This is a genomic window from Achromobacter sp. NPDC058515 (assembly GCF_042721735.1).
Lineage (GTDB): Bacteria > Pseudomonadota > Gammaproteobacteria > Burkholderiales > Burkholderiaceae_B > Achromobacter.
The window spans coordinates 176103-195424 of the sequence record NZ_JBHXNI010000007.1 but is presented as its reverse complement, the minus strand read 5'-3'; the positions used below and the strand labels follow the sequence as shown (position 1 = coordinate 195424).

Below are 19322 nucleotides of genomic sequence, written 5' to 3'. Positions count from 1 at the left end.
TTGCGCAGGGACGCGCATTCCGGACTTGGCGTCGCAACGATCCATCCGATTGCGCGAATTTAATCGGGCTTATCGTGAAGTTCGCCTTTCTTCAACCTGCAGTCCTGCTCTTCAGGGATTTCCCCAATCACATTTCTCTTGCGGAAAATCAATGCTCTATAGGACACTTTGTGTCATTAGAGCCGACACGGCGCAATCAAGGGGAATGGCATGAAGGTCTTGGGCATGGTGGCTGCGCTGGCGATGGCGGCGGGGATGGCGGGGGGCGCGCAGGCGGCGTATCCGGAGCGGACGATCCGGCTGGTGGTGCCGTTTGGCGCCGGCGGCATCACGGATATCGTGGCGCGCCAGGTCGGCAAGGGCATGGGGGATGTGCTGGGGCAGGGCATCGTGGTCGAGAACCGGCCGGGGGCGGGCGGGGTGATCGCCGCGCAGATGGCGGCCACGGCGCCCGCCGATGGCTATACGATCTTCATGGGGACGGTGGGCACGCAGGTCGTGAACCCGCTGATCTACAGCAAGCTCGGCTATGACGCGGACAAGTTCGCGCCGGTGGGCATGGTGTCCGGATCGCCGTACCTGCTGGCGGTGCGGGCCGGCTTGCCGGCGGCGTCGTTCAGCGAATTCGTGAGCTACGCGAAAGCCAACCCGGCCAGGTTGAACTTCGGATCGGCGGGCAACGCCAGTTCGCCGCACCTGGGCCTGGAGCTGCTGAAGCTGACGGCGGGCGTGGATATCGTGCACGTGCCGTTCAAGAGCGGCAGCGAGGCGGTGAACGCGGCCATCGGCGAGCAGGTGGACGTGGTGATGGACGCAAGCCCGGTCATCATGCCGCATGTGGCGTCGGGCAAGCTGCGGGCGCTGGCGGTGGCGTCGGACAAGCGGTTGCCTTCCGCGCCGGCGGTGCCGGCCAGCGTGGAGGTGGGCGACGCCGCTTTGCAGATCAGCTCCTGGAACGCTTTCTTTGCGCCGGCGGGCACGCCGCCCAACGTGCTGGCCGCGCTGAATGCGGCGTTGCAGAAGACGCTGGCCTCGCCCGAGCTGAAGGAACGCCTGGCGGCGCAGGGCACGCAGCTCTACACGGGTACGCCGGACGAATACCAGCGCTTCATCGGCGGCGAAAAGGCCAAGTGGGCCGAGATCGTGAAGCGCGCCAACATCAGGATGGATTGACGATGACGAATCAGGCGCCTCACCCCCTGGCTGGCAAGCCGCTGGAACTGGCCGACACGCTGCGTTCGGGCAATGCATGGAAGGTCCGGCTGGCCTGCGGATTGATGGGCCTGCCGGTCAAGCGGCGCACCTTTGACATCGTCCAGGGCGACCTCGAAACCGCCGAGTTCGCGCGCATCAATCCGTGGCGGCAGGTGCCTGCGCTGCTGACGCCGGAAGGGGAATGGCTGGCCGAGTCGCAGGCGATACTCTGGTACCTGGCCTTGGGCACGCCCTGGCTGCCCGCGGACCGGCTGGCGCAGGCGCAGGTCGCGAGCTGGCTCAGCTTCGAGCAGACGCAACACATGCATGCGTTCGCGCAGCCGCGGCTGTTGATCCACCTGCGCCGGACCGCGGGCGTGAACGATCCGGAGATGGCCGCGTGGCGCGCCATCGGCATGAAGGCGGCGGCGCTGATGGACGCGCATCTGGCGGGCCGGACCTATCTGGTGGGAACCGCGCCGACCATCGCGGATATCGCGCTGTTCCCTTATACGAGCATGGCGGAGCAGGGCGGGTATGACCTGTCCGCCTTTGCCCACATTACTGCCTGGCTGGCGCGCATGCGCGCCTTGCCGGGATTTACGCCGTTGATGGAAACGGCATGACGGAGACATGATGGCCGATACGATGCACTTGGGTAAGGACGAACTGATCGCGCGGGCGAAGGACGAGATGCAGCGCCAGTTCGAGACGCCGCAATGGAGCCTGCGCGAGCGCCTGGCGCTGAGCTGCCGCATCCTGTTCGACGGCGGGCACGATTCGGGCCTGGCGGGCCAGATCACGGCGCGAGCGCCGGAGCCCGACCGCTATTTCACGCAGCGCCTGGGCCTGGGCTTTGACGAGATCACGGCCAGCAACCTGCTGCTGGTGGACGAGGACCTGCGCGTCCAGGAGGGCGGCGGCATGCCCAATCCGGCGAACCGCTTCCATTCCTGGATCTACCGCGCGCGGCCCGACGTGAACTGCATCATCCATACGCACCCGCTGCACGTCGCGTCCTTGTCGATGCTGGAGGTCCCGCTGGAGATCTCGCACATGGACAACTGCCCGCTGTATGACGACGTGGCGTTTCTGAAGGACTGGCCGGGCGTGCCGGTGGGGAACGAGGAAGGCGAGATCATCTCGGCGGCCTTGGGTTCCAAGCGCGCCATCCTGCTGTCGCACCACGGCATGCTGGTCGCGGCCGGCTCGGTGGAAGAGGCCTGCGTGCTGGCCCTGCAGTTCGAGCGCGCCGCGCGCATGCAGCTGCTGGCGATGTCGGCGGGCAAGATCCAGCCGATTCCGGCCGCGCTGGGGCGCGAGGCGCACGACTGGATCCTGACGCCGAAGCGCTCGCAGGTGGGCTTCTCGTATTACGCGCGGCGCGCGTTGCGCATGCATCCCGAAGTGCTGAGCTAGGGCGGGCCGGGGCAGGGGCGCTCGACGGCAACGCCGGTTTCGGGCATGCTTACCTGTTGCCTTTGCGCTTTGCCTGCCCATGATCGACCTGCCGCACCGCCTACGCACCTTGCGCCGCCAGCAAACCCTGTCCCTGGAACAGCTTGCGCAGCGCACGGGATTGACCAAGAGCTACCTCTCCAAGCTTGAGCGGGGCTTGAGCGAGCCATCGATTTCCACCGTGCTGCGCCTGGCGGAGGCCTATGGCGTGGGCGTGTCGCAGCTGGTGGGCGCGGACGACGCCGCGCAGGACGAGGTGGTCAGCGTGGTCCGCGTGGCGGACCGCGAAGCCCTGCAGCGGGGCGGCCTGGGCTCCGAGTATCACTATGAGTCGCTGGCCGGACGGCGCAAGGTCAAGGCCATGGAACCCTTCGTGGTCCATCCGCCTCGGGATTTCCCCGATGCCGCCGCGGTTTTTCCGCACCCGGGCGAGGAATTCCTGCTGGTGCTCAAGGGCGCCATCGAGGTATATGTGGGCGAACGCCAGTTCCGCCTGGAAACCGGGGATTCCGTGTATTTCGATTCCGAACTGCCGCACCGCATGCGCACCGTCAGCCGGGCCATGGCCGAGGTGCTGGTGGTGGCGGCGCACTGACGCATCCGCGGGCGCCGCCTTGCCCCTGCCTATACAGGAACAGCTATGAAACATGACCAGTCGCGGCTCGTCCGCATCGATGCCGGCCCGATGAGAAACCCGGTGCCAGGCAAGCCCCGCCGCCCGATTTCCGGCGACGCGGCGTTTCGCACCGTGACCGCCTTCGAAGGCAACGCGGGCAAGGCCGAGGCCGGCGTTTGGGAAAGCACCGCCGGCACGTTCCAGTCCAACACCACCGGCTACATCGAGTTCGGCTACATCGTGGAAGGCGCGGCGCGCCTGGTGGATCCGGACGGCACCGTGCATGAACTGACGGTGGGCGAGGCCTTCGTCATGCCCGAGGGCTACACGGGCCGCTGGGAAGTGGATCAGTTCGTCAAGAAGATCTATTTCATTACCCGCATGTAGGCGTCGCGCGGCTACGGCTGCGGGCGCTGCGGGAAGGCGGACGTTCCGAAGGTGTTGCCCATGCGGTTGCCGATGGTGGCCGGGGTGGGCAGGCCCATCTGGTTGGGCGGACGCTGCGTGACGGCTTCGGACTCCAGCCCGGCGGGCGGCCTGGGCGTGGCCGCGGGCGCCATCTTCTGGTTCAGGCAGTCATAGGACAGGGCCCGGTAGCCGTTCACTTCGGTCTCGATGCACGCGCCCTCCGGCGGCGCGGGCTTGCTGGCCGACGCGGCCGGCGCGGGTTCGGTCCCGGCCTCCGCGGCCGATAAAGGCGCGGCCGCCGTCGCCGCCAGCCACAGCAGGCAGGCGCGGCCCGCGTAAAGACACACGTTGCGCATGCGCGTTCCTTGAGTTGCGCCCGGCACGGGACGGCCGGCACCATCCGGGCAGTATAGGGAGGGACGCGGCCCGGCGGGTGACGATTGCATGGCGGCGGCGAGCCGCGTTCGCCGGGCGTGTCACGAATGCGTCATTCGGCGGCTCTAGCATGGCGGCTTTTGGTCAGGGCTGCCGCCCATCTCCATCGCCATGCCGGGCACTTTCCACTTGCGTACGCGTTCATGACCGCCGCCCGTCTGGGTTTGGGCGCCGCGTTGCGCGCCTGTCTGGCGCTGGGCCTGTTCACGCTGGCGGCGCCCGGCCTGGCCGAACCGCCGCCCCGTCCCATCGCATTCGCCATCGCGGCGCAGCCCCTGGCGCAGGCGCTTGCCGAATACAGCCTCGTCAGCGGTCTGACCGTGCTGGTGGACAGCGCGCTGACGGAGGGCAGGCAGGCGCCGGCGGTGATGGGGAACTACGCGCCGGGCGAGGCCCTGCGCAAACTGCTGGCGGGCTCTTCCCTGGCCATACGCTACGCGAGCGCGCAGTCGTTCACGCTGGTGGCCGAACAGGCTCCCGCCGTCCGGAACGGGCAACAGGCCAGGCGCCTGCGCGACACGCAGTACGCCGCGGCGCTGCAAGGCGCGGTGAAACGGGCGCTGTGCGCGGCGGCGGGCGCCGAACCCGGCAGCTACCGGGCCTTGATGCAGCTCTGGTTCGACAAGGCGTGGCGGGTGAGCCGCGTGAGCTGGGTGGCGTCGACCGGCTCGCCCGGACTGGACGGCCAGCTTGAGGCGGCGCTGCGCGGCGTGGCCGTGGGGCCGCTGCCTGCGGGCATGCCGCAGCCGGTCACGCTGCTGCTGGAGCCCCGCAACGCGGGCGATTGCGCCGGCATGCCGGGAGCCAGCCGTGCGCGATAGCAAGCCCGACGGTTCCCTGCTGTCCATTTTCCTGGAGCGCTACAACGACTTCCGCAGCCAGCTCAAGCGCCGGCTGGGCTCCGAGGACCTGGCGCACGACGCGATGCAGGAAGCCTTTCTGAAGGTGAACGACCTGCCCGCCAGCTCGTCCATCCAGCAGCCGGCGGCCTACCTGTTCCGCGTGGCCCTGAACATTGCCGAGGACCAGCGGCGCAGGGACTCCCGCCTGCTGACGGGGGTGGAAATCAGCGAGCTGATCAACATGACGGACGAGGCCGCCGACCCCGCGCGCATCGCGCAGGGCCGCAGCCAGATCGACGCGTTCCGGCGCGCCCTGCGGCGATTGCCCGAACGCACCCAGCAGATATTGCTGGCGGCCCGCGTGCACGAATTGCCGCATGCGGAGATTGCGCGGCGCTACGGCGTGTCCGAGCGCATCGTATCCAAGGAACTCAAGCGGGCGCTGGAACATTGCGCGCGGGAACTGGACGCCGGGGGTGTCGAAGAGCCCCCGCAGCGGCATCCCGGCAGGCAGGCGCCGACTCAGGACGAAGGACCATGGCGCTGACGATGATCATGCCCGGAAAGCACAAGAACAAGGACGCGCTGGCGCGAGAGGCGCGCGCGTGGCTGCTGACCCTGACGTCGGGGCGCGCCACGCAGGCCGACGCCGACGCCTTTCGCGACTGGCTGCGCGCCAGTCCCGGGCACGAGGCGGCCTTTGCCGACCAGAAGCGGCTCTGGCAAGGTTTGGGGCCGGCGGTGCGCGAGGAACTGGCGGCAAGCGCCGGAGCTCGCCAGGCCAAGCCTGCGGGCCTGGGCCGGCGGGCGTTCCTGGGCGGCGCGCTGGCGGCTTCGGCGGCCTATCTGGCGTTCCGGCCTCCGCTGGGCTTATGGCCGGGCCTGGACGACCTGGGCGCGGACTATCGGACCGCGGCCGGCGAACAGCGCCGGCTGGCCCTGGGCGATGCGCTGGAAGTGGAGATGAATACGCAGACGCGCATCAACGTCTCGGCCATGTCCGGCGGAGGATCCGTCATCGAGCTTGCCGATGGCGAGGCCGAGATCCGCAGCGGGGCGGTGGCGGCGGAAGTGGTGGCGGGCAAGGGGCGGATAACCGCCAGGGACGCCGTGTTCAACCTGCGTTATATCGGCGGCGAGGCCCGGCTGTGCTGCCTGTCGGGCACGGCGCGGCTGGTGCATGCGCAGGGCGTCTTCGACGTGGGCCCGAATCGGGAGTTGCGCTATGACGACGCGCGCGTGCAGCCGCCGGTCAAGGTGGACCCGGACATCGTGACCGCCTGGCGGCAAGGGTGGCTGGTGTTTGACCAGCAGCCGCTGGCCCAGGTGGTCGACGAGTTGAACCGCTACCGGCGCGGCCGCCTGGTGCTGATGAACGAGCAACTGGGCAAGCGCCTGGTCCAGGCGCGCTTTTCGCTGGCGCAGGTGGCGGACGCCGAGCGGCTGATACGCGACGCGTATGGCGCGCGCGTCACCCATCTGCCGGCCGGCGTGGTGCTGCTGTCCTGAGCGTTTTTCTCCCGGCTTCTTGATGAATTATTTGTGACAGGGTTCTGGTCGGCAATTTTCCATCCGTCTGTCTTGTTCTAGGTGACGAACACCCGCGATTGGAACAAGGAAAGGCGATCATGCAGGCACGGATGTCGGAGACGGGCGGAAGCAGGAACATGGCGCGCAGGGCGCGGCGCGGGCGCTTGAACTGGCGGCCGACGCCGCTGTCGCAGGCCCTGACGGCGCTACTGATCGCCGGCGGCGCCGCGGGTACAGCCCAGGCGCAGGCCCGGGCTTTCAGCCCCGCCTGGTTCTCCGACAAGAACGCGGTGCAGTCCACCGCGCAGCGCACCGGGCGCCTGCCCGACGGCAGCCCGGCCGCCATCGGCGGCAGCGCGCGACAGCAGCAACAGGCGCGCCAGAGCCTGCAGAAGTCGCTGGACAATCTGAACCGCGCGGCGGCGGCGGTGGCGGCGCAGCAGGCGGCCCAAGCCGCGGCGCGCGCGGCCGCTGCTGCCGGCAATGGCGGCGGCGTGCCGGACGGGCTTGTCGAGGGCGGGCTGTGGGCGGCCGAGGGCGGCTTGGCGAAATGGGAAGGCGCCAAGGCAGCGAAGCCGGGAGTCGAGAACGGCCGGCAGGTCGTCACCATCGAGCAGACCCAGTCGCGCGCGATCCTGAACTGGGACACCTTCAACGTGGGCCGCAACACCACGGTGCAATTCAAGCAGGGCGCGGACGACGCGGTGCTGAACCGGGTGGTGGGCGCGTCCGCCAAGCCCAGTCAGATCCACGGCGCGATCAAGGCCGACGGCACCGTGCTGGTGGTGAACCAGAACGGCGTGATCTTCACCGGCACCAGCCAGGTGAATGCGCGCAACCTGGTGGCGGCGGCCGCCGACATCGGCGACCAGCAGTTCCGCGACAAGGGCCTGTACGCGGACAACGGCGCGCAGCCCACGTTCAAGGACGCGCTGGGCCGCGTCGAGGTGCAGGCGGGCGCCGTCATCCGGACCGCGACGCCGGCCACATCCACCTCGGGCGGCGGCTATGTGCTGCTGCTGGGCAAGGAAACCGCCAACGCGGGCACGATCGACACGCCGGGCGGGCAGGCGCTGCTGGCGGCCGGCGACAGCTTCGTGATCAAGCGCGGGCAGGGCACGTCGGGCAATCTCGCGTCCACGACCAAGGGCAACGAAGTGGCGCCCGCGGGCAAGGCCGGCCGCGTCGCGAACACGGGCCTGATCCAGGCCGCCACGGGCGATGTGACGCTGACGGGCGGCGAGGTGGTCCAGGCCGGCGTGGTGTTGTCCAGCACGTCCGTGGATACGCGGGGAACGGTGCATCTGAACGCGGCGGGCGAGGGCGGCACGGTCACGCTGGCCGCCGACAGCGTCACGGCCATTCTGTTGGACCGCAGCGGCGCCCTGGCGCTGGACAGCCAGCGCGACGGCCTGCGCGTGCCGGTGGTGGCGCAGACCGACGCCCCCCTGGTGGCGGCCGGCGCCGACCGCCGCGAGTTGTCCCGCGTCGAGATCAGCAGTTCCGGGACCGTGGACTTTGCGTCCGGCTCCATCACCCTGGCCACCGGCGGCCAGATCGCCGTGCACGCCGCGCAGCGCAGCCTGCTGCGCGACGGCGCGATCCTGGACGTGGCGGGCGCGGTGGGCGTGCCCGTCGCCATGGAAAACAACAACGTCAAGATCAATGTGCAGGGCAGCGAACAGCGCGACGCCCCGATCAACCGGGACAGCGCCAAGCTGAACAACAACGACATCTGGGTCGACGCGCGCGACCTGGTGCTGGTGCCGGCGGGCACCAACGGCTATGCCACCGACCGCTGGTACACGGCCGGCGGCCTGCTGGAAGTCAGCGGCTATCTGGGCACGCAGGGGCATGCCGTCAATGAATGGATGGCCCAGGGCGGCAACGTGGAATTCACCGGCGGCGACGTCGTGACGCGAGCCGGTTCGCAGATCAACGTGTCGGGCGGCACGCTGGACGTGCAGGACGGCATGATCCGGCAGACGTGGCTGCGCGGCGTGGACGGCAGGCTGTACGAGGCGTCGCGCGCGCCGGGCGACCTGGCCTACGCCGGCCTGTACAAGGGATACGAGGCGCATAGCGAACGCTGGGGGCAGACGCGCTATTTCTATAACCCGCTGATTGCCCCGCGCGAACGATTCGAGACCGGCTACACCGTCGGCCGCGATGCGGGCAGGCTGCTCATCGGCACCGCAAGCGCCGTGCTGGAAGGCGAGCTCGTCGGCCAGACTTATCAGGGAGACCGCCAGAGCGCCGCGCCGCAGGCCGGCCTGGACGGCTACCAGCAATCGCAACGCGCCGCGGCGCGCGGCGCGCAGCTGGTCGTGGGCACCTATACGCCTTACTACGTCAAGGCCACCGGCGCGCTGCAATACGGACTGGGGCGCAACGAAGATACGGTCCAGCAGGTCGTGCTGTCCGACCGCGCGGCGGCGATTGCCGCCGGCCTGGACCTGAACACCGCGCTGCCCGAGGACCGGGCGGGGATCCTGCATCTTGATACGGCGCGGCTTAACGGCTTCGGACTGGGCGCCATCAAGATCGCCGCCGGCGAGATCGCGGTGCAGGCGGATCTTGCCGTGGCGCCGGGCGGCGATATCACGCTGTACGCGAACAAGGTGTCGGTGGATGCCACGCTGACGGCGCGCGCGGGCAGCATCCGCTTGGGCAATGTGCTAAAGCAAGGGACGTCGGCGGACGCGGCCGATACGTTTGCCGGCGCCGCCGGCGAGGACGACGGGGTGGCGCTGAGCGCGCGCGCAAGGCTGGACGCGGCGGGCCTGTGGTCGAACCTGGCCATGTCGCCCGAGCGGACGGGCGGCCTGCCTTATCTGAACGGCGGAACGGTATCGTTGCGCAGCAGCGGGGATATCGCGCTGGCTGCCGGCAGCGTGATCGACGTGAGCTCGGGCGCGGCGCAGCGCGCGAAAGGCAAGCTGACGGGCGGCAAGGGCGGCGACACCACGGTGGAAATCGTGGCCGCGAGCACCGGCGCCGGCGGCCGCCTGAGCCTGGGCGCCGAGCTGCGCGGCTATGGCGTGGAAGGCGGCGGAACCCTGGCGGTGTCGGCGGGCAAGGTCGTGCTAGGCGCGCCGCAGGCGGGCGCCGACGCGGACGTGCTGACGCTGGCTGCGCCATTCTTCCAGCAAGGCTATGCGCGCTACGAGGTGACCGGCCGCAACGGCTTGAAGGTGGCCGAGGACGCGCGCATCGACGTACTGATGCCGGTGTATCGGCCGGTGGTGGGCGCGGCGGGCTTGGCGGCCGGCACGGACCCGTCCGTGGTCCTGGAAACCTGGCTGCCGCCGGTTTATGAACATGATTCCCTCGCGGGAACGGTCACGCAGCGGCGCGGGGCCAGCCTGTCGCTGCAAAGCGGCCGCAGCATCGTCCTGGCCGGCGTGGATGCCGATGCGGAACTGGTCATCGGCCGCGGCGCGCGGGTGAACGTGGACCCCGGGCAAGCCATCCGACTGCGCGGCGCGGGGCAGATCACGGTGCTGGGCGGCCTGAGTGCGGCCGGCGGCAGGATCGATATCCGCCAGCTCCGCCTGGGCGACATCGATGTGGCCGAGTCCAACGAGATCGCCGGCGGCGAGGTGCACGACCGTTCGATCTGGATTGGAGAACAGGCGGTGCTGGACGTGGCCGGCCGCGCGCAAACGGGCGTGGATACGCGGGGACGCCGCTATGGCGTGGCGGAGGCGGGCGGCGTCATCGTGATCGGCGGCGAGATCGACCACTACCGGGCGACCGCGACGTCCTCCGACGCGTATGTGATCGTGCGCCCCGGCGCGGTGCTGGACGCGTCCGGCGCAAGCGCGATCGTGGACGTAAACGGGGTTGGCCCGGTGCAGCTGAACCGCGACGGCGGCCGGATATCGCTCAGCTCGTACAACGGCCTGCATCTGGACGGGACATTCATCGCGCGCGCAGGCGGCGCGAACGCTTCGGGCGGCACGCTGGACATCGCGCTGGAAACGCCGCTGTACCGGACCTGGGGCGAGGGTGTTGCGGGGGAGGCCGTGCAGGTGCCGCGCGAACTGGTGCTGGCGGCGGGCGCGGACAACGCGCTGGGCGCCGAGCTGGCGCCCGGCGAAGGCGCCGAAGGCCTGCGCTACGGCCATGCGCGCCTGGACACGGCGCGCCTGCTGGCGGGCGGCGGCTTCGATCATCTGGGTCTGCTGTCCAACGGCCTGATGTCCTTCGATGGCGACGTCGACGTTGCGGTGGGGCAGAGCCTGCGCCTGTACGCCGGCGCATTCTCGCTGGCGCCGCAGGCGGACGCACAGACCCGCGTGAACCTCGCGGCGCCGTATGTGCGCCTGTCCGGTCCTGGCGAGTACTTTTCCACCAACGGCATGACACGGCCGCGCGTGCTGTTCGGCGATGCGCCCGACGTGGGCGGCGGCGCGTTTACGGTGCGCGCCGGCAGCCTGCTGGAAGTGGGCAACAGCCTGTCGTTCGGCACGCAGGGCGTCATCAACCGCAGCGTGGGCGGGGCGCTGTCCGTGAAGCGTTCCGGCTTTGACCGGGTGGTGCTCGACAGCGGCGCCGATCTGCGTTTCCTGCGCCACAACGACAACGAGCCGCGCACGCGCGTCTGGACGCGGGGCGACCTGGATCTGGCCGCCGCGCAGATCTACCCGGGCACGGGCGCCGAGGCGGAAGTGGTGGCCGGCTATATGCGCAATCCGGTGTCCGGCAGCAATGTGTTCGATCCGGACCGCACGCTGCGCGTTGGGCGGCGCGAGGGGGCGACGCCCGCGACGCCGTACTCGGCGTTCGGCACGCTGCGGCTGGCGGCGGCCACCGTGGAGCAGGGCGGCGTGCTGCGCGCGCCGCTGGGCGCGATCGTGCTGGGCGACGTGGGCTCGACCCTGGGTACGCAGCGCCTGACGCTGCTGCCGGGCAGCGTCACGTCCGTCAGCGGCGCGGGCCTGGTCATGCCCTATGGCGGCACGACGGATGGCGTGTCGTACAAGTTCAATGGCGCGGACGTTTCGCTGGTGGGGGTGGGTGGCGCCACCGGCGTGGGGCAAGGCGCGTCTTTGCGCACGGGCATCACCTTGGCGTTCCGCGACGTGGATGCCTTGCCGGGGTCCGTGCTGGACCTGTCCGGCGGCGGCGAACTGACGGGCGCAGGCTTCGTGTCGGGCCGCGGCGGCTCTACCGACGCGCGCTATTCGCCGCTGGTCCGTATCGATCCGAACGGCGGCTTCACCTTGCCGGGACTGGAGAGCAACCCCGTCTACGCCATCGTGCCCGGCGCGCAGCCGGGCTATGCACCCGTGGGCGGCGAGGCCGGCGCGTCGGCGCCGGGCATCGGGCGGCAGATCACGCTGGGCGCGGGCGTGCCCGGACTGCCGGCGGGCACCTACACCCTGATGCCGTCCACCTACGCCTTGCTGCCAGGCGCGTTCCGCGTCGAGATCAACGGCGGCGCGGCCGCGGGCGCGGCCACGGCGCCGGTGCGGATGCGCAATCAGTCGTGGGCCGCCAGCGGCACGCTGTCCACCGCCGGCGCCGGCGTGGCGGACAGCCTGGCCAGTCCGGTGATCCTGACCCCGGCCAACGTGCTGCGCACCTACTCGCAATACAACGAGATGAGCTACGCCAGCTTTGTGCGCGCGGACGCGGTGACGCGCGGCGTGCCTCGCGCGATGCTGCCCGCCGACGCCCGCACGCTGCGGCTGGCTATCCATGCGGGTTCGCAGGACGGGCAAGCGCTCAGCTTCGAGGGGCTGGCGAACTTCAAGGCCGCGCAGGGCGGCTTCGGCGGCGCTGCGGCGCTCAACGGCGGAAGCTCGCAGGTGGAGATCCTGGCCGCGGGCCAGGCGCCCACGGCGGGCTATTCCGGCGTCTCGGTCGAGGCGGACGCGCTGACGGCGCTGGGCGCCAGCCGCCTGGTGATCGGCTCCCTGCCGGTGGTGATGTATGGGCAGGGCGGGCGCTTCTATACGTTCCAGGGCGCGGCCAACTCGGCGACGCTGCGCGCCGGCGCGCAACTGGCGGCGCCCGAAGTGCTGATCTCGTCGCGGACGATCGAGATCGAAGCCGGCGCCGGCATTTCCACGCTGGGCCGGGGGGCGCCGTCGGTGGACTCCACCAGCGGCTATGCCTTCCAGCCCGGCGGCGCCGGACTGCTGGCCGTGTCGAACGGCCGCCTGGATGTGCTGGCGCCCGATGCGCTGGCGCCGGGCGCCATCCGCATCGGCACCTGCGCGGCGCAGCCCTGCCAGGGCGTGACGCGCCTGTATTCCGAGGGCACCATCGCCGCCGCCACCAATGGCGCGTTCGACCTGGGCGAGCAGGTGCGGTACGGCACGCGCAACCTGACGCTGGCTGTCGGGGCGGTCAATGTAGGCACCGCCGGCGCGCTGGCGCAGGCGACCGCAAGCGGGCTGCTGCCCAACGGGCTGACGCTGAACCAGGACATCCTGGGCCGGCTGCTGCGCGGAGACGCCAGCACCGGCGCGCCCGCGCTGGAAGTCCTGACCCTGACCGCGCGCGAGTCGATGAACTTCTACGGCACCGTCGCGCTGGACACGCGCGATCCGGTCACGGGCAAGTACAGCCTGGCGACGCTGGCGCTGGGCACGCCCGCCATTTATGGGTATGGCGACGCAGGCGACGAGGCCAGCATCCGCACGCAGAACCTGATCTGGAGCGGCGCGACGCAGGCGCCCGGCGCCGTGGTGGCGGGCGGGGCCGGCACGGGCAGGGGCACGCTGCGCGTGGACGCCGAACGCATCGTGTTCGGCTACAGCCAGGGCGCCCAGCCCAGCGGCGTGGACGACAACGCCCGCGTGGCGCTGGGCTTTGCCAATGTGAACCTGACCGCCACGGAACGCATCACGTCGAATCACCGCGGCAGCCTGGCCGTGCACCAGTCGCAGGGCGCCTACGTCAGCGGCAGCGGCTATGCATACAGCGGCGGCAATCTGAACCTGAACACCCCCTTGCTGACCGGCGAGGCCGGCTCCATCAACCGGATAACGGCCGGAGGCGAGCTGCGCGTGTCGGCGCTGCCGGGCGCGCCGGCGGCGGCCGTGCAGGAGCTGGGCGCGGAGTTGAGTCTGGCCGCATCGAACGTGGTGGTCGACGGCAGGGTCGTGCTGCCCAGCGGCAAGCTGACGCTTGCGGGCCGCGACGGCGTGCTGCTGACGGGCGCCTCGCAGATCGACGTGGCGGGCCGCGCCATCGCGTTCAACGACGTGACGCGCTATAGCTGGGGCGGCGATGTGATCGTGGAGAGCAGCCTGGGCAGCATCCGCCAGGTAGCGGGTTCGCTGATCGATCTATCCGCGCAGGAGAACAATGCCGGCCAACTGCGGGCAGACGCGCTGGCGGCGGCAGCGGGCACGGTGGACCTGCAGGGCCGCATCCTGGGCGCGGCCACGGGCCATTACGACGCGGGCGGCACGCTGGCGCCGTATCGCGCGGGCAGCATCGACGTTCGCGCGCAGCATCTGGGCGCGGCGGGCGCGCTGAGCGCGGATTTCGACGCGCTGAACCAGCGGCTGAACGAGGGCGGCGTGACGGGTGCGCGCAGCTTCCAGGTCAAGCAGGGCAGCCTCATCATCGGCGACGTGCTGCGCGCCAACGACATCAGCCTGTCCATCGATGGCGGCAGCCTCGCCGTGGCGGGCCTCGTGGACGCCAGCGGCGAACGCGTGGGCCGGATCCGTCTGGCCGCGCGAGATGGCCTGACCCTGGCCGCGACCTCCGTGCTGGACGCGCACGGCGCCGTGCTGCGCGTGGACAGTTACGGCAAGATCATCGACGCGCCGAACCGCGCCATGGTGGAGCTGAACTCCGGCCGCGGCGTGCTGACGCTGGCGGGCGGCGCGCGCATCGACCTGCGCCACGGCACGTCCGCCACGCCCGGCGCGGGGGCGGGGCAGCACGACGGCGCTTCGCGCGGCACGCTGGACTTGCTGGCGCCGCGCATCGATGCCGCCGGCGATACGGGGATCAACGGGGGCGGCGTCCCGGGTTCCGCCGCCACGCATGGCGACATCGCCATCGAGGCGCGGGGGCCGGTCGCCATCGAGGGCGCCAAGTCCATCGCGCTGATCGCGATGCAGCGCTATGACGACGCGCTTGCCGGCAACGCGGCGGACCGGGCCAGCGGCCGCGGCTACCAGACCATCGATCAGGCGTACCTGGATGCCAAGCACGACGACAGCGCGCTGTTCATCGGCAATGCGCTGGCCAACGGCAACCTGCTGAACGCCAAGCTGGCGGGACTGAACAACGCGGGCTATCGCGACGTGTTCCATCTGCGGCCGGGCGTGGAAATCGTCAGCAAGACCGCCGATGGCGACCTGGTCGTGCAGGGCGATCTGGACCTGTCGCGCTACCGCTACGCCAGCCTGAACCCGCGTTCGCCCATGACCTCGGTCTACGGCTCGGGCGAGGCGGGCGCGCTGACGTTGCGCGCCAAGGGCAACCTGGACATCTACGGCAGCATCAACGACGGCTTCGCGCCGCCGCCGGCGACGCCGGACGACGAGAACGGCTGGGTCCTGACGCCGGGCGCGCAGCCCTTCGGCGGCGACGTGGTGCTGCCGCGCGGCGGCGTGGAGCTGGCCGAGGGCACGGAATTTCCGGGCGGCAAGACGCTGAACTACCCCTTGCCCCTGCAGGCGACGACGCTGGCGGCGGGCACGCGCCTGCCGGTCGAGGCCGCGCTGAACCAGGTGTTGTCGCTGCCTGCGGGCACGGTGCTGTCCGGAGACGTGCGCGATGCGTCCGGCCAACTGCTGTACGCCGCCGGCAGCATCCTCAGGCAGGCGGTGGACCTGCCTGTCGGCACGCACCTGGGCGCCGGCACTTTGCTGGCCAGCGGCACGGCGATGAAGGCGTTCACCTGGCCGGCGAACCTGGCCCTGCCCAACCTGCACACCACGCAGGCCTATGAGCCCAATGTGCTGCTGATGGCGGGCAGCATCACGCTCAAGCAGGGCGCGCTGATCCCGTCGCAGGCCAAACTCGTGTTCCCCGCGGGCACGGACTATGTGGAGCTGCGCCCCGGCACCGCGACGGACCAGCGGCGCAACTGGGCGCTGGCCCAGATGCTGCCCGCGGGCAGCCAGTCGTGGTCGGTGCAGCTGGTGGCGGGCGCGGATCTGGACGCGGCCGATCCGCGCCGGGTCCTGCCCGGGCTGGGCGCGGGCAAGCTGACGCTGGCCGACAGCCACTACAGCGCCAGCCTGCTGAAGGGCGCCAGCCTGCTCTGGGGGCCCGACGCGGAGCCGTCCGGCTTCGAGCCCGGCACGCCGGTGCCGGACGATCTATTGTGGCTGTGCGACGCGGTGGAGGGCTTGTGCGTGGCGCCGTCGCCCTGGTCGTGGGCCAAGGACAACTGGTGGGGGTACCCGGAGGGCACGCCCGTGTCGGACGCGGAGCTCGGCATCTGCACCGACTTCCCGGACCAGTGCGTGGAGAACAAAGCGTCGACCAGCGTCCTGGCCCATTCGCAGAATTTCAGCGTGTTGCGCACGGGCACGGGGGATCTGGAGCTGGCGGCGGGCGGGGACATCAGCCTGATGTCCGCCTATGGCGTCTACACGGCCGGCACGCAGGCCGCCGACGTCGCGCCCGGCTACCAGTTGCCGCGCGGCCGCTACGGCAGCACGGTGCTGGGCGATGCCCATTCGACGACGTACGAGCCCTTCGTGACGGCCGGCGCCGGCTACCAGGCATGGTATCCGGAGGCCGGCGGCAACCTGAGCCTGTACGCGGGCGGCGCGCTGCGCGGCGACGTGTGGGGCAAGACCGTGGCCGGCACTTATGACGGGCGAGTGGTCGACGCCAGCGTGGGGATAGGCAATTGGCTCTGGCGCCAGGGCACGGGCAGCGCCAACGGCGGCGATACGCCCACGGCGTGGTGGATCAACTTCGGCAGCTACGCGCGCGCGCCCGCCGAGTTCAAAGACAACACGCCCTTGCTGGTGGGCTTCACGGGCTTTGGCGCGCTGGGCGGCGGCAATGTCAGCGTGCGCACGGACGGCGACGCCGGCAACATCGAGTCGCGCGGATCGCTCAGCAATCCGCGCGGCCAGGGCCTGATCGTGGCCGTGGGCGGCACGGGCCGCATCGCGGCCGACGGCGGCATGACGCTGACGGGCGGCGGCGATATCGACATCCGCATCGGCGGAGGGCTGAACCCCACGCAGAGCGCGCGCGGACGCGTGTCGTCCACCGGGGGGACGACGCCATACTACGGCGATCCCGCCATCGACCTGCAAGGCGCATTGATCAACCTGCGCGGCCATGTCCAGTTGGCCGGCGGCGCGATCGGCGGGCTGGACCTGCAGTACGGCAACCAGGCCAACCAGCAGGACGCCAAGGACAGCCGCGGCTACGACCCCTACGTGTCCACGCTGGCCAGCGCCACGGGCGGCATGGCGCTGATACCGGGCGACGCGGTCATCCGCCTGGACACGCGAGGCGACCTGGTCGTCGGCGGCGCCAGCGATCCGGGCCGCGTCGCTTTGACGAACAGCACGCCGTTCCGGCTGCGCGACGGCACGCTGCAAAATGGCGGCGGCTACAGCTGGTTCTCGATGTGGACGGAGAACACCGCCATCGAACTGTCCAGCGCGGGCGGCAACCTGACGCCCAGCCGCCAGACCTCGCACAGCGCGCAGGGCCTGGCGCTGCAGACGGGGCGCAACACGTCAGCCTCGGATGCGCGCTACCTGTATCCCTCGATCCTGCGCGCCACCGCCTACGGCGGCAGCATCTACGCAGGCCTGTCGGCGGGGTACCTGAACAGCGAGGCTACCGGCCTTCCGTACGCGCTGTCGCTGGCGCCCGGCGCGCGCGGGCAGCTGGAAATGCTGGCGGGCGATTCGATCTACGCCGGCGGCTATGCCATCAACCGGTCGGGGGCCGACCCGGCAAGCGTGCCCAGCGTGCTGGCGCCGGCCTTTGCCGGATACGGCACGGAAGCCAGCCAGGTTGCCGCCTTGAGCAACCAGGGGGCCAACGGCTTTGCCGGCAGCCGCAACACCTACTTTCCCTTGTTCTATTTCAATGCGCCCACGGCAGCTCCGGAAGGCTCGGGCGCGGTGACGCGCTTCTACGCCCGCGACGGCGACATCGTGGGGCTGCGCAGCGGCGAAACGATTACCGTCCTGAAGGGCCCGAACGAGGGGCAGATCTGGTACGAGGCGTCGGGTCCGGTCTGGATGATGGCCGGGCGCGACATCGTGGCCTCGGGCACCGATATCGGCACGGCGATGGAGGTTCCCGGCAGCAATGGCTTCAGCTTCGGCGGCTCCGGCTTCCCGGCGACCTCCACCGGCAATCTGTTCCTGCACCGCGATGCGCGCGACGTGTCCCTGGTGTCGGCGGGCCGCGACATCCTGTACAGCTCCTTCCAGGTCGCCGGCCCCGGCACCCTGGAGATCTCGGCGGGCCGCAACGTGCTGATGGCCGACCGCGCATCGATCACCAGCCTGGGCGCGGTGCTGCCGGGCGACCGCCGCGCCGGGGCCTCCATCGCGGTGCAGGCGGGCGTGGGCGCCAAGGGGCCGGACTACGCGGCCTTCCTGGCGCATTATCTGGATCCGTCCAAGGCGGCCGATCCCGCCCGCCCGCTGGTGGACCAGGGCCTGGCGTTCAAGACCTACGAGGCGGAGCTGCTCCTGTGGCTGACGCAGCGCTACGGCTTTGCCGGCAGCGCCGAAGACGCGCGCGCCTACTTCGCCGCCTTGCCGGCCGAGCAGCAGCGCATCTTCGCCCGGCAGGCGTACTTCGCCGAACTGCGCTCGGGCGGGCGCGAGTACAACGACAAGGCGGGCCCGCGCAGCGGCAGCTACCTGCGTTCGCGCCAGGCCATCGCCGCCTTGTTCCCGGATGCGGCGCCCGGCGCCTACCAGGGCGACATCACCCTGTACGGCGGGGCGGGCATACGCAGCGCCTTCGGCGGCGACATCCAGCTGATGACGCCGGGCGGCCAGCAGGTGTTCGGCGTCGAAGGCGCGGCGCCGCCGGCCAGCGCCGGCATCATCACGCAGGGCGCGGGCAGCATCCAGCTCTATGCGCTGGGCAACATCCTGCTGGGCCAGAGCCGCGTGATGACGACTTTCGGCGGCGACATCGTCGCCTGGTCGTCGCAAGGCGACATCAACGCGGGCCGGGGATCCAAGACCACCGTGCTCTACACCCCGCCCAAGCGCGTCTACGACCTGGTCGGCAACGTGACCCTGTCGCCCAACGCGCCCAGCACCGGCGCGGGCATCGCCACGCTGGCGCCGCTGCCGGAAGTGCCGGCGGGCGACGTGGACCTGTACGCGCCGCTGGGCACCATCGATGCGGGCGAGGCGGGCATCCGCGTGTCGGGCAACGTCAACATGGGCGCCTTGCATGTGGTGAACGCGGCCAACATCCAGGTGCAGGGCGAGAGCGCGGGCGTGCCGGTGACGGCGTCCGTCAACACCGGGGCGCTTTCTTCGGCCAGCGCCGCCGCAACCTCCGCCGTCAACGCGGCGCAGGACTCGGCGCAGCGCGCGCAGAACGCCGCCCGCCAGAACCAGCCTTCGGTGATCAGCGTGCAGATCCTGGGGTATGGCGAGGAGCCGGTGGCCGGCGCGGCCCCGCTGCCGCAAGCCGGCGCCGCCGCCGCCGCGCCGAAGTACGACGCGGCCAGCGCCGTGCAGGTGCTGGGGGCGGGGGCGCTGGACGCCAGCGAGACCGCGAAGCTGAGCGTGGAGGAACAGCGCAGGCTGGCGATGTAGGGCGCGCCGGCGGGTCCGCCGGCAGTCATATCAGCGTCATCGAAAAGGCCGGCGGATTCGCCGGCCTTTTTTTCTCGGTGCGTC

The 19322-nt window shown here is 70.7% G+C and carries 10 protein-coding genes; 9 read left to right on the top strand and 1 reads right to left on the bottom strand.

Features of this window, described 5'->3' with window-relative positions:
* The first annotated feature begins 210 nt into the window (after window positions 1-210).
* From ACFWP0_RS14680 to ACFWP0_RS14660, 5 genes are all read left to right on the top strand, one after another.
* A complete protein-coding gene (locus ACFWP0_RS14680; protein ID WP_377843155.1) occupies window positions 211-1173 on the top strand; it encodes a Bug family tripartite tricarboxylate transporter substrate binding protein in 963 nt (320 codons plus the stop codon).
* A gap of 2 nt (window positions 1174-1175) precedes the next feature.
* On the top strand, window positions 1176-1820 hold the full coding sequence (locus ACFWP0_RS14675; protein ID WP_377843151.1) for a glutathione S-transferase family protein: 645 nt from the start codon (window positions 1176-1178) through the stop codon (window positions 1818-1820).
* A 10-nt stretch (window positions 1821-1830) separates the two neighbouring features.
* On the top strand, window positions 1831-2613 hold the full coding sequence (locus ACFWP0_RS14670) for an aldolase (RefSeq protein ID WP_377843387.1): 783 nt from the start codon (window positions 1831-1833) through the stop codon (window positions 2611-2613).
* A gap of 79 nt (window positions 2614-2692) precedes the next feature.
* A complete protein-coding gene (locus tag ACFWP0_RS14665) occupies window positions 2693-3247 on the top strand; it encodes a helix-turn-helix domain-containing protein (RefSeq protein WP_377843148.1) in 555 nt (184 codons plus the stop codon).
* A gap of 45 nt (window positions 3248-3292) precedes the next feature.
* On the top strand, window positions 3293-3655 hold the full coding sequence (locus ACFWP0_RS14660) for a cupin domain-containing protein (RefSeq protein ID WP_377843146.1): 363 nt from the start codon (window positions 3293-3295) through the stop codon (window positions 3653-3655).
* An 11-nt stretch (window positions 3656-3666) separates the two neighbouring features.
* On the opposite strand, the gene ACFWP0_RS14655 is transcribed toward ACFWP0_RS14660, so the two are convergent.
* Window positions 3667-4032, bottom strand: a complete 366-nt coding sequence (locus ACFWP0_RS14655) for a hypothetical protein (RefSeq protein WP_377843143.1) — start codon at window positions 4030-4032, stop codon at window positions 3667-3669.
* A gap of 222 nt (window positions 4033-4254) precedes the next feature.
* Here ACFWP0_RS14655 and ACFWP0_RS14650 point away from each other — a divergent pair, with 222 nt between their 5' ends.
* From ACFWP0_RS14650 to ACFWP0_RS14635, 4 genes are all read left to right on the top strand, one after another.
* Window positions 4255-4932 (top strand): STN domain-containing protein, encoded by a 678-nt coding sequence (locus ACFWP0_RS14650; RefSeq protein WP_377843141.1) that lies wholly within the window; start codon window positions 4255-4257, stop codon window positions 4930-4932.
* A complete protein-coding gene (locus ACFWP0_RS14645; RefSeq protein ID WP_377843138.1) occupies window positions 4922-5500 on the top strand; it encodes an RNA polymerase sigma factor in 579 nt (192 codons plus the stop codon). The genes ACFWP0_RS14650 and ACFWP0_RS14645 overlap by 11 nt, the downstream gene beginning before the upstream one ends.
* On the top strand, window positions 5491-6462 hold the full coding sequence (locus ACFWP0_RS14640; RefSeq protein WP_377843135.1) for a FecR family protein: 972 nt from the start codon (window positions 5491-5493) through the stop codon (window positions 6460-6462). The genes ACFWP0_RS14645 and ACFWP0_RS14640 overlap by 10 nt, the downstream gene beginning before the upstream one ends.
* Window positions 6463-6581: 119 nt before the next feature.
* Window positions 6582-19238 (top strand): filamentous haemagglutinin family protein, encoded by a 12657-nt coding sequence (locus tag ACFWP0_RS14635; RefSeq protein WP_377843133.1) that lies wholly within the window; start codon window positions 6582-6584, stop codon window positions 19236-19238.
* The last annotated feature ends 84 nt before the right edge of the window (window positions 19239-19322 follow it).

What these genes read in the sequence shown, in the direction of transcription:
- ACFWP0_RS14640 (WP_377843135.1), top strand. Translation starts at nt 5,491, where the DNA reads ATGGCGCTGACGATGATCATGCCCGGAAAGCACAAGAACAAGGACGCG.
- ACFWP0_RS14650 (WP_377843141.1), top strand. Translation starts at nt 4,255, where the DNA reads ATGACCGCCGCCCGTCTGGGTTTGGGCGCCGCGTTGCGCGCCTGTCTG.
- ACFWP0_RS14675 (WP_377843151.1), top strand. Translation starts at nt 1,176, where the DNA reads ATGACGAATCAGGCGCCTCACCCCCTGGCTGGCAAGCCGCTGGAACTG.
- ACFWP0_RS14670 (WP_377843387.1), top strand. Translation starts at nt 1,831, where the DNA reads ATGGCCGATACGATGCACTTGGGTAAGGACGAACTGATCGCGCGGGCG.
- ACFWP0_RS14665 (WP_377843148.1), top strand. Translation starts at nt 2,693, where the DNA reads ATGATCGACCTGCCGCACCGCCTACGCACCTTGCGCCGCCAGCAAACC.
- ACFWP0_RS14655 (WP_377843143.1), bottom strand. Translation starts at nt 4,032, where the DNA reads ATGCGCAACGTGTGTCTTTACGCGGGCCGCGCCTGCCTGCTGTGGCTG.
- ACFWP0_RS14680 (WP_377843155.1), top strand. Translation starts at nt 211, where the DNA reads ATGAAGGTCTTGGGCATGGTGGCTGCGCTGGCGATGGCGGCGGGGATG.
- ACFWP0_RS14635 (WP_377843133.1), top strand. Translation starts at nt 6,582, where the DNA reads ATGCAGGCACGGATGTCGGAGACGGGCGGAAGCAGGAACATGGCGCGC.
- ACFWP0_RS14660 (WP_377843146.1), top strand. Translation starts at nt 3,293, where the DNA reads ATGAAACATGACCAGTCGCGGCTCGTCCGCATCGATGCCGGCCCGATG.